The sequence below is a fragment of the Brucella sp. GW823-FHT04E01 genome, from assembly GCF_058796175.1.
Window position 1 is genome coordinate 454,361 of record NZ_JBXAIK010000001.1, and the last position, 11,963, is coordinate 466,323.

Below are 11,963 nucleotides of genomic sequence, written 5' to 3' on the forward strand. Positions count from 1 at the left end.
TTACCAGCGGTAATGCGAGAAGGCGCGGTTGGCTTCAGCCATGCGGTGCGTGTCTTCACGCTTCTTCACAGCAGAACCACGGTTGTTAGCAGCGTCAAGCAGCTCACCGGAAAGACGATCGATCATCGTCGTCTCGTTACGGCCACGAGCAGCATTGATGAGCCAACGGATGGCAAGTGCCTGGCGGCGTTCTGGACGCACATCAACCGGAACCTGATAGGTTGCACCACCAACGCGGCGCGAACGGACTTCGATGTGCGGAGCTACATTGTCGAGCGCCTGATGGAACAGCGCGACCGGCTCGGACTTGGCCTTGGCTTCGATTACATCGAGCGCACCGTAAACGATGCTTTCAGCAACCGACTTCTTGCCATGAAGCATGACTGCATTCATGAACTTCGTGATAACGAGATCGCCGAACTTCGGATCCGGATTGATCTCACGCTTCTCAGCCTTATGGCGTCTGGACATTTCGTCTCTTCTTTCAATTACATCGGGCTCAGCTCGCCTTCTGGCGGCCGGTATCCCCGGAAAATCTTACTTCGGACGCTTTGCACCGTACTTCGAACGGCGCTGCTTGCGGTTCTTGACACCCTGGGTATCGAGAACACCGCGGATGATGTGGTAACGCACACCCGGCAAGTCCTTTACACGACCGCCGCGGATCATGACGACGGAGTGCTCCTGCAGGTTATGCCCTTCACCAGGGATATAACCAATGACTTCGAAGCCGTTCGTCAGACGAACCTTGGCAACCTTACGGAGAGCCGAGTTCGGCTTCTTCGGGGTCGTCGTGTAAACGCGGGTGCAAACGCCGCGCTTCTGAGGGTTTGCCTGCAGTGCAGGAACCTTATTACGCTTTACCGGCGCAATGCGCGGCTTGCGGATAAGCTGGTTTACGGTTGGCATACAACCTTCCTCTATAAAAAATCTCGTATCCACGCCCATACGGGCCGTTTCACCGCCATGCTGATGCACGAATTCGGGACAAGTCACGACAACCGGTGACCACCCCGAACAAAAGCAGAGGAAGCTGACGCTTCATGCGAACGGCAAGTTGCATTTCGATCGTAAAACGAACCCTGTTTGAGATGAACTTCAGGGCGCGTCGCCCCGAAAAAGCTTGTCTCACATCGGCTCAGATGGGGTGCTGATACGTCTTTAGCGACGTTTCGTCAAGGGCAGCGGCTCAAGTTTCTTCAATGGACGGTCCGAAACCAGCGTTTTGGCTTCGCCCGGACAGGTTATTGCGCCGCATTTGACGTCTATTCGCTAATATTTCGCGATCAAAACCGTCATTTTCCTATGCAAGCATGGCGCAGCCACTTGGTAAAGGTTATTGAAGCACATCTGAGTCGAAACGCAACAGAATATTAAGGGTTTCTCAATGTCTTCCACATCCCCAACAGCCGGCGACGATTCGCCAACCGTCCATCTCGTCATCGCTGACGTCTGGAATGAAGGTGAAGAATCTCCGGTAGAAGTGCACCTGCTTTTGAAATCAGACGAGAATGAAGATCTCGTCCAGACGGTCCTCAGCATTCTTGCCGAAGAAGGCTACCATGAAGCCGAGCTTCTCGAGATGGGCACGCTGACCGAAGAACCGGAAGAAGAGCCGCACAAGAGTGCCTGGGCCACCGCGCTCAGCGGCGAAGTCGCGCTGATCGAATTCGACGGCGACGACGAAGAAGAAGAATAAGCATCAGAAGAAAGTGCCGGTTCCGACCGGCATTTTTTTATCCAGCATCAAGCCGCACCCGCTTTTGCAGGAAATATCGAAATACAAAAAGGCCGCCTCGAAAGGCGGCCTTTTTCAGTTTCATATCTGTCGATCTTACTCGGCAGCGTTGTTGGTCATATCGACCAGCATTGCATTGGCTTCGGTAGAACCCGAAGACTTGCGGCGCTCATCGATGATCAGCTCGTCGCGTGCAGTTGCGATGCGACGGATCTGGTTGGTCATGCCGCCAGTACCGGCCGGAATGAGACGGCCGACGATGACGTTTTCCTTGAGACCCTGCAGCGTGTCCATCTTGCCGGCAACCGCAGCTTCGGTAAGCACGCGGGTCGTCTCCTGGAACGACGCAGCCGAGATGAACGAAGGCGTCTGCAGCGAAGCCTTGGTAATACCGAGGAGGACAGGATTGCCGGAACCCGGCTTCTTGCCTTCTTCGATAAGACGTTCGTTGATCTCTTCCAGCTCGATGCGGTCGACGTGGTCGCCCGGAATGTAACCGGTATCGCCGGATTCCGTGATTTCCACCTTCTGCAGCATCTGACGGACAATCACTTCGATGTGCTTGTCGTTGATCAAAACGCCCTGCAAACGATAGACTTCCTGGATTTCGTTCACGAGGTACGAAGCCAGAGCTTCGACGCCCTTGATCGCCAGAATGTCATGCGGTGCCGGGTTGCCGTCGAGGATGTACTCACCCTTTTCGATGACGTCACCGTCCTGAAGATGGAACGGCTTGCCCTTCGGAATGAGGTACTCGACCGGCTCGATCGTGTCGTCGTTCGGCTCGATGATGATGCGACGCTTGTTCTTGTAGTCGCGACCGAAACGAACGGTACCATCGATCTCGGCGATGACGGCATGGTCCTTCGGACGACGTGCTTCGAACAGTTCCGCAACGCGCGGCAGACCACCGGTGATGTCCTTGGTCTTGGCGCTTTCCATCGGCAGACGGGCGATAACGTCACCAGCCTTAACATGCGCGCCCGGCTCGACCGAAAGGATCGATTCCACGGAGAGCATGAAGCGGGCATCGCCACCCTTCGACAGTTTCAGGATCTTGCCGGCCTTGTCCTTGATGACCATGGCAGGCTTGAGGTCCGAACCGCGAGGGGTAGAACGCCAGTCGATAACGACGCGCTTGGTGATACCGGTCGACTCGTCAGCCGATTCCGAAACCGAGAGACCATCGACGAGATCTTCGAACTCAACGTAGCCTTCAACTTCGGTCATGATCGGACGGGTGTACGGATCCCACTCGGCAATACGCTGACCGCGCTTAACCGTGTCGGCCTCATCAACGAACAGACGCGAACCGTAGGTCACGCGATGGACCGCACGTTCCTTGCCCGTATTGTCGAGGATCAGCACAGCCATGTTACGGCCCATCACCACGAGGTTGCCATCGGAGTTGCGAACCACATTGCGGTTACGCAGCTTGACGGTGCCTTCGTACGAAGCTTCGAGATACGAGCTGTCAACAACCTGTGCAGTACCGCCAAGGTGGAAGGTACGCATGGTGAGCTGAGTGCCCGGCTCGCCGATCGACTGAGCGGCGATAACGCCGACAGCTTCGCCCTGGTTGACCGGAGTACCGCGTGCAAGGTCGCGACCATAGCACTTGGCGCAAACGCCGTTGCGGGTTTCGCAGGTCAGGGCCGAGCGGATGCGGATCGACTGGATGGCAGCCTTCTCGATGATCTCGACGTCCTTTTCCTCGATCATGCGGCCAGCCTCGACGATGACTTCGCCGGTGGTCGGATGCAGGATCGGATCGAGAGCCGTGCGGCCCAGAACGCGCTGGCCAATCGAAGCCACGATCTGGCCGGCATCGACGATCGGCTGCATGGTGAGACCGATTTCGGCGCCGCAATCGACTTCCGAAATGATCGCATCCTGTGCAACGTCAACGAGACGACGGGTCAGGTAGCCCGAGTTAGCAGTCTTCAAGGCGGTGTCTGCCAGACCCTTACGGGCACCGTGGGTCGAGTTGAAGTACTCGTTAACGGTCAGGCCTTCCTTGAAGTTCGAGATTATCGGGGTTTCGATGATTTCACCCGACGGCTTGGCCATAAGGCCACGCATGCCGCCCAGCTGACGCATCTGGTTGACCGAACCACGGGCACCCGAATGCGACATCATGTAGACCGAGTTCATCTGCTTCTGGCGACCGGTCACCGGATCGAATTCGACGGCCTTCAGGCGCGCCATCATCTCTTCGGTGATCTTGTCGGTAGCCTTGCCCCAGGCGTCGACGACCTTGTTGTACTTTTCGCCCTGAGTGATCAGGCCGTCATTGTACTGCTGTTCGTACTCGGTCGTAAGCGCTTCGGTGTCGGCAACGATCTTCGCCTTCGTATCCGGAATGACCATGTCATCCTTGCCGAAGGAAATGCCTGCACGGCAGGCATGCGCGAAGCCGAGCTGCATGATGCGATCGCAGAAGATAACCGTCTCTTTCTGACCGCAATGGCGGTAGACGTGATCGATCATCTTGGAGATGTTCTTCTTGGTCATCTCCTGATTGCAGATATCGAAAGGCACGTTGACGTTCTTCGGCAGCAGCTCACCGGTGATCATGCGGCCAGGCGTCGTGTCGTAGATCTTCGACACAGGCTTGCCTTCGGCATCGACCGTCTTGAAACGGCCCTTGATCTTGGTGTGCAGCGTGACGACCTTGTTCTCAAGCGCATGCTGCAGCTCGCCCATATCGGCGAACATCATGCCCTCGCCCGGCTCCTTGTCTGCCACGATGGACAGATAATAGAGGCCGAGAACCATGTCCTGCGAAGGAACGATGATCGGTGCGCCGTTGGCAGGGTGCAGGATGTTGTTGGTCGACATCATCAGCACGCGTGCTTCAAGCTGGGCTTCGAGCGACAGCGGAACGTGAACAGCCATCTGGTCACCGTCGAAGTCGGCGTTGAACGCCGTACAAACGAGCGGATGCAGCTGGATAGCCTTGCCTTCGATCAGCGTGGGTTCGAAGGCCTGGATACCAAGACGGTGCAGCGTAGGCGCGCGGTTCAGAAGAACCGGATGCTCACGGATCACTTCGTCGAGGATATCCCAGACTTCCGGACGTTCCTTTTCAACCAGCTTCTTCGCCTGCTTGACGGTCGAGGAGTAACCCTTGGCGTCAAGACGTGCGTAGATGAATGGCTTGAACAGTTCGAGCGCCATCTTCTTCGGCAGGCCGCACTGGTGCAGCTTGAGTTCCGGACCGGTCACGATGACCGAACGACCGGAATAGTCGACGCGCTTGCCGAGCAGGTTCTGACGGAAGCGACCCTGCTTGCCCTTGAGCATGTCGGACAGCGACTTCAACGGACGCTTGTTAGCACCGGTGATGACGCGACCACGACGGCCGTTATCGAACAGCGCGTCCACAGCTTCCTGCAGCATGCGCTTTTCGTTACGGATGATGATGCCCGGTGCGCGCAGTTCGATCAGGCGCTTCAGACGGTTGTTACGGTTGATGACGCGGCGATAGAGATCGTTCAGATCCGACGTCGCGAAACGACCGCCATCCAGCGGCACGAGCGGACGCAGATCCGGCGGAATAACCGGAACGATCTTCATGATCATCCATTCCGGGCGGTTTCCCGACTCCAGGAAGTTTTCGACGATCTTCAGACGCTTCATCAGCTTCTTCTGCTTCAGGTCCGAGGTGGTCTCGGCAAGATCAACGCGCAGATCGGCGGCAATCTTTTCGAGTTCCATCGAAGCCAGAAGCTCGTAGATAGCTTCAGCACCAATGAGAGCCGTGAACTGATCTTCGCCGAACTCGTCGACGGCGATCATGTATTCCTCTTCCGAAAGAAGCTGATGCTCCTTCAGCGAGGTCAGGCCCGGTTCGGTAACAATGTAGTTCTCGAAGTACAGGACGCGCTCGATATCCTTGAGCGTCATGTCCAGGAGCGTGCCGATACGGCTCGGCAGCGACTTCAGGAACCAGATGTGGGCAACCGGGGCTGCGAGTTCGATGTGGCCCATGCGCTCGCGACGAACGCGCGAGAGCGTGACTTCCACGCCGCACTTTTCGCAGATGATGCCCTTGTATTTCATACGCTTGTACTTGCCGCACAAGCATTCATAGTCCTTGATCGGGCCAAAGATGCGCGCGCAGAAGAGACCATCGCGTTCAGGCTTGAACGTGCGGTAGTTGATCGTCTCCGGCTTCTTGATCTCGCCGTATGACCAGGACAGAATCTTCTCAGGGCTGGCAATCGAGATTCTGATGGAATCGAACGTCTGTGCCGGAGCCTGAGGATTGAAAAGATTCATGACCTCTTGGTTCATGCCGTTCTCCTTGAGGGCGATCCGTCGCCCTGTGTCGTCGATGACAAGCTGAAAATCCTTGCCATCCTGAAAAGAAATCGCGGTACTACGCAGTTATGAACTGGCTTGCCGTAGTTTCGTTTCCGGTGCGGAACCGTGTTCCGCATATTCTGGAAACGATTATACGGGCGCGCCGCGGCAATACCGTGGCGCGCCCTTGAGCTTTATTCCGCTGCGTCAGGCAGGGCCTGCTGCTGTTCGTCGCGTGTATCGTCCAGCTCGACATTGAGACCGAGCGAACGCATTTCCTTTACGAGAACGTTGAAGCTCTCCGGAATGCCTGCTTCGAACGTATCGTCGCCGCGCACGATCGCTTCGTAGACCTTGGTACGGCCTGCCACGTCGTCCGACTTGACGGTCAGCATTTCCTGCAGCGTGTAAGCCGCACCGTATGCTTCCAGAGCCCAGACCTCCATTTCGCCGAAGCGCTGGCCACCGAACTGGGCCTTGCCGCCCAGAGGCTGCTGCGTAACGAGCGAGTAAGGTCCGATCGAACGAGCGTGGATCTTGTCGTCGACCAGGTGGTGGAGCTTCAACATATAGATGTAGCCCATGGTCACCTGACGGTCGAACGGCTCACCCGTACGGCCATCGTAAAGCGTCGACTGACCAGACGTTGCAAGACCCGCATCCGTCAGCATCGCGTTGATGTCGGCTTCCACCGCACCGTCGAAGACCGGCGTTGCGATCGACACGCCGCGCTTCACCTGGTTGGCCAGCATGAGGACGGAATCGTCGTCATAAGACCGGACCGGTTCGTTGCGGTCGTTGTCCGGATAGATGTGCTCCAGTGTATCGCGCAGCGGCTCGATATTGGCCGTCTTGCGATAAACGTCGATGAGTTCACCGATCTTCTTGCCCATGCCAGCGCATGCCCAGCCGAGGTGGGTTTCCAGAATCTGGCCCACATTCATACGGCTCGGAACGCCAAGCGGGTTCAACACGATGTCGGCATGCGTACCGTCTTCGAGGAACGGCATGTCCTCGACTGGCAGAATGCGGGAAACCACACCCTTGTTGCCGTGACGGCCAGCCATCTTGTCGCCTGGCTGGATCTTGCGCTTCACAGCGACAAAGACCTTGACCATCTTCATGACGCCTGGAGGCATCTCGTCGCCACGCTGTACCTTCTCGACCTTGTCCATGAAGCGTGCTTCGAGCAGCTTCTTGGATTCGTCATACTGGCCACGCAGAGCTTCGAGTTCGCCCTGGAGCTTCTCGTCGTCGACAGCAAACTGCCACCACTGCGACCGCGGATATTCGGTCATCAGTTCACGGGTGATCGTCGAGCCCTTCTTGAAGCCCTTCGGACCCGCTGCAGCGACCTTGCCATCGATCATGTCGGCAAGACGGCCATAGACGTTGCGATCCAGGATAGCCTGTTCGTCGTCACGGTCCTTGGCGAGACGCTCGATTTCCTCGCGTTCGATAGCCATGGCGCGTTCGTCCTTTTCAACGCCGTGGCGATTGAAAACGCGAACTTCCACAACCGTACCGTAGGTTCCGGGCGGCATACGCATGGAGGTGTCACGGACGTCCGATGCCTTTTCACCGAAGATGGCGCGCAGGAGCTTCTCTTCCGGCGTCATCGGGCTTTCACCCTTCGGCGTGATCTTGCCGACAAGAATGTCGCCAGGATGCACTTCGGCACCGATGTACACGATACCGGCTTCGTCGAGATTCTTCAGCGCTTCTTCCGAAACGTTCGGAATGTCGCGAGTGATTTCCTCAGGTCCAAGCTTGGTGTCGCGGGCAGCTACTTCGAATTCCTCGATATGGATCGAAGTGAACACGTCGTCCGAAACGATCTTCTCGGAAAGAAGGATCGAATCTTCGTAGTTGTAGCCGTTCCACGGCATGAACGCGACGAGCACGTTACGGCCGAGAGCCAGATCGCCCAGATCCGTCGACGGACCGTCAGCGATGATGTCACCCTTCTGGATGGGATCGCCAACGCGTACGAGCGGACGCTGATTGATGCAGGTGTTCTGGTTCGAACGCTGGAACTTCATCAGGCGATAGATATCGACGCCCGACTTGGACGGATCGAGATCTTCAGTCGCACGGATAACGATACGCGTTGCGTCAACCTGATCGACCACACCGCCACGGCGTGCTGCAATAGCGGCACCGGAGTCACGCGCAACGACAGCTTCCATGCCCGTACCGACGAACGGCGCTTCAGCGCGAACGAGCGGCACAGCCTGACGCTGCATGTTCGAGCCCATGAGAGCGCGGTTGGCGTCGTCGTTTTCAAGGAACGGGATGAGAGCCGCAGCAACCGAAACGAGCTGCTTCGGCGACACGTCCATCAGATCCACGTTTTCACGCGGAGCCATCATCACTTCGCCTGCATGACGGCAGATGACGAATTCGTCAACGAAACCGCCCCGCTCGTCCAGCTCGACGTTAGCCTGCGCAACCGAGTGCTTGGCTTCTTCCATCGCCGACAGATAGACAACGTCGTTCGTTACCTTGCCGTCGACAACCTTGCGGTACGGGCTTTCGATGAAGCCGTACTTGTTGACGCGGGCAAAAGTTGCAAGCGAGTTGATCAGACCGATATTCGGGCCTTCCGGCGTTTCAATCGGGCAGATACGGCCATAGTGGGTCGGATGCACGTCGCGGACTTCGAAGCCAGCGCGCTCGCGGGTCAGACCGCCCGGTCCAAGAGCCGAGAGACGGCGCTTGTGGGTGATTTCCGAAAGCGGGTTGGTCTGATCCATGAACTGCGACAGCTGCGAGGAACCGAAGAACTCGCGCACGGCTGCAGCAGCCGGCTTCGCGTTGATCAGATCCTGCGGCATGACCGTGTCGATTTCGATCGAGGACATACGTTCCTTGATCGCGCGCTCCATACGGAGCAGACCGACGCGATACTGATTTTCCATCAGTTCGCCGACCGAACGCACACGGCGGTTGCCGAGATTGTCGATGTCGTCGATTTCGCCGCGACCGTCGCGCAGTTCCACCAGCATCTTGACCACGGCCAGGATGTCTTCCTTGCGCAGAACGCGCACGGTGTCTTCCGCGTCGAGATCCAGACGCATGTTCATCTTGACGCGACCAACGGCCGAAAGGTCGTAGCGCTCAGCGTCGAAGAACAGCGAGTTGAACATCGCTTCGGCGGAATCCATCGTAGGCGGTTCGCCCGGACGCATGACGCGATAGATGTCGAACAGGGCTTCCTGACGGCTTTCGTTCTTGTCGACAGCCAGCGTGTTGCGGATGTAGCCACCGATGTTGATATGATCGATGTCGAGGACGTTGATTTCCGTCTCGCCGGTGTCGATCAGAGTCTTGAGGACCTTCTCGTCGATTTCGTCACCAGCTTCGAGATAAATCTCGCCGGTTGCGTAATTGACGACATCTTCCGCAAGATACGAACCGAACAGATCGTCTTCCGTCGCCTTGATGGCCTTGAGGCCCTTTTCAGCAAGCTGCTTGGCCGAACGGGCGGTCAGCTTCTTGCCGGCTTCAAGAACGACTTCACCGGTGTCCGCATCGATGAGATCGGAGATGATCTTCATGCCCTTGAAGCGGTCAGCCGAATACGGAATGCGCCAGTTGTCGCCGTCACGCGTATAGGTGACAGTCTTGTAGAACGTCGACAGAATGTCTTCGCCGTCCATGCCGAGAGCCATCAGCAGCGTGGTGGCCGGCAGCTTGCGGCGGCGGTCGATACGTGCGTAGACGATGTCCTTGGAATCGAACTCGATATCGAGCCAGGAACCGCGGTAAGGGATGACGCGCGCGGCGAACAGGAGCTTGCCCGAAGAATGGGTCTTGCCCTTGTCGTGGTCGAAGAAGACGCCCGGCGAACGGTGCATCTGCGAAACGATCACGCGCTCTGTGCCATTGACGATGAAGGTGCCGTTGTCGGTCATGAGCGGCATATCGCCCATGTAGACATCCTGCTCCTTGATGTCCTTGATCGACTTCGCGCCGGTATCTTCGTCAATATCGAACACGATAAGACGCAGCGTCACCTTGAGTGGCGCCGAATACGTCAGATCGCGCTGACGGCATTCGTCAACGTCGAATTTTGGTGCGTCGAATTCGTAGCGAACGAATTCGAGCATTGAAGCGCCGGAGAAATCCTGAATTGGGAAAACAGACTTGAAAACCGCCTGCAAACCCTCGTCAGAACGCCCACCGGATGGTTCTTCAACCATAAGGAACTGGTCGTAAGATGCCTTCTGAACCTCGATAAGGTTCGGCATCTCGGCGACCTCTGGGATCTTGCCGAAAAATTTGCGTACGCGCTTGCGACCATTGAATGAATGGGTCTGAGCCATCGTCGCTCCTCGTTCTATAGCCTTGCGGCTTGCTCACGCCTTGCGGCCTTTATCATGCGCCGCCCTTCGGCGGTCCTTCGAGCACATGGTCCTTCAGATCGGCCCCTTCAGATCGGATGGATCGAAAAGGATCATGTGCAAACTTTCCAGAGCTGCTTTCCGCATCGTTACCGGCACGCGGCGCTCTTAACGGGCTAAAACCCGTTTCCTGAAAGCCGTTCCGGCACTCAGGAAAAGGGTTCCAGTCATCCGACCCACCAGGAAAGTCCGGCGGGAACTGGCGGATGGAAAACCATCCGCCAGAATAGTCCGAACTTACTTGAGTTCGACCTTGGCGCCAGCAGCTTCGAGCTGTGCCTTGATCTTCTCAGCTTCGTCCTTCGAAGCGCCTTCCTTGACAGCCTTAGGAGCGCCTTCGACCAGGTCCTTGGCTTCCTTGAGGCCGAGACCGGTGATTGCGCGCACTTCCTTGATCACGTTGATCTTGTTAGCGCCGCCGTCAGCGAGAACGACGTCGAATTCGGTCTTTTCTTCAGCAGCAGCAGCCGGAGCAGCGCCACCAGCAGCAGCAACTGCAACAGGAGCAGCAGCCGAAACGCCCCACTTCTCTTCGAGAAGCTTCGAAAGCTCTGCAGCTTCGAGAACGGTCAGTGCCGACAGGTCGTCAACGATCTTTGCGAGATCAGCCATTTTGGTATTTCCTTAGTTTCAAGGTTTGAACAATTGACAGCGAAAAACGGCCTTACGCCGCCTCGTTCTTCCGGGCGTGCGCGCCAATAACGCGAGCGATCTGGCCCGCTGGTGCGCTGGTAAGTACTGCGAGACGCTGAGCCGGGGTCTGGATCATTCCAACCAGCTTTGCGCGCAGTTCGTCGAGCGATGGGAGCGAAGCAAGCGACTTGACGCCATCGGCGTTAAGCGTCGTTGCACCCATTGCACCACCGAGGATAACGAGCTTGTCGTTAGCCTTGGCGAATTCGACGGCTACTTTCGGAGCAGCAATCGGGTCGTTTGCATAAGCAACAACCGTCTGACCTGTAAACAGATCAGAAATGCCTTCCGATTCCGTGCCCTGAAGAGCGATCTTGGCAAGGCGGTTTTTCGCGACTTTAACGGACCCACCTGCATCACGCATCTTCGAGCGAAGATCGCTCATCTGCGCAACGGTGAGACCGGTATAGTGGGCCACGACGACCGAACCGGACTCTTTAAAAGCGCCGTTCAGCCACGAGACAAATTCGCGTTTTTCCGCTCTATCCACTGTCTCTCTCCAGTAGGCAGGACCACATGGCCCTGCCGGTTGCCTTTGCCGGACGAACTTCACAGTCAGCCCGACGTTCGAGGATCCTGTCCCCTTCAGCTATCCTGGAAGCCAGGCGTCACTCAAAGGCAACTACGGTTCAAACCTTGCATGCGTATTCACGCGAAACAGGGTTATTCCACGTCTCATGCAGGCCACATGTTTAAGGACAATCATCCGAAGATGATGATCCGCCTGCAATCTCGGACAGGATAACCGGACTTTCGTCCGGCTATCCGGATCTTGCGATCCGGAATTTTTGCCTTTCGCCCTGCTTTACAGGACTGGC

At 56.9% G+C, this 11,963-nt stretch carries 7 protein-coding genes; 1 reads left to right on the top strand and 6 read right to left on the bottom strand.

The window, feature by feature from the left end; all coding sequences use genetic code 11:
* The gene (gene rpsG, locus AC1RHM_RS02380; protein ID WP_010659910.1) at positions 1-471 is read right to left on the bottom strand and encodes a 30S ribosomal protein S7; all 471 of its coding nucleotides are present in this window, start codon (positions 469-471) and stop codon (positions 1-3) included.
* A 66-nt stretch (positions 472-537) separates the two neighbouring features.
* Positions 538-909, bottom strand: coding sequence for a 30S ribosomal protein S12 (rpsL, locus tag AC1RHM_RS02385; RefSeq protein ID WP_006471111.1), 372 nt, complete (start codon positions 907-909; stop codon positions 538-540).
* Positions 910-1,387: 478 nt separating this feature from the next.
* Between rpsL and AC1RHM_RS02390 the strand changes: the two genes are divergently transcribed.
* Positions 1,388-1,699: a hypothetical protein gene (locus AC1RHM_RS02390; protein WP_010659909.1), complete on the top strand. Its 312-nt coding sequence runs from the start codon at positions 1,388-1,390 to the stop codon at positions 1,697-1,699.
* A gap of 135 nt (positions 1,700-1,834) precedes the next feature.
* Here AC1RHM_RS02390 and rpoC read toward each other — a convergent pair whose 3' ends face one another.
* The 4 genes from rpoC to rplJ all read right to left on the bottom strand — a co-directional run bounded on the left by rpoC (position 1,835) and on the right by rplJ (position 11,635).
* Positions 1,835-6,037 carry a DNA-directed RNA polymerase subunit beta' gene (rpoC, locus tag AC1RHM_RS02395; protein ID WP_012091907.1) on the bottom strand — a complete coding sequence of 1,401 codons (4,203 nt, stop codon included), beginning with the start codon at positions 6,035-6,037 and terminating at the stop codon, positions 1,835-1,837.
* A 203-nt stretch (positions 6,038-6,240) separates the two neighbouring features.
* On the bottom strand, positions 6,241-10,374 hold the full coding sequence (gene rpoB, locus AC1RHM_RS02400) for a DNA-directed RNA polymerase subunit beta (RefSeq protein WP_010659907.1): 4,134 nt from the start codon (positions 10,372-10,374) through the stop codon (positions 6,241-6,243).
* A 315-nt stretch (positions 10,375-10,689) separates the two neighbouring features.
* Entirely contained in the window at positions 10,690-11,064 is a 375-nt protein-coding gene (gene rplL / locus AC1RHM_RS02405) for a 50S ribosomal protein L7/L12 (RefSeq protein ID WP_010659906.1), read from the bottom strand.
* A 52-nt stretch (positions 11,065-11,116) separates the two neighbouring features.
* Positions 11,117-11,635, bottom strand: a complete 519-nt coding sequence (gene rplJ, locus AC1RHM_RS02410; RefSeq protein WP_010659905.1) for a 50S ribosomal protein L10 — start codon at positions 11,633-11,635, stop codon at positions 11,117-11,119.
* Between the last annotated feature and the right edge of the window lie 328 nt (positions 11,636-11,963).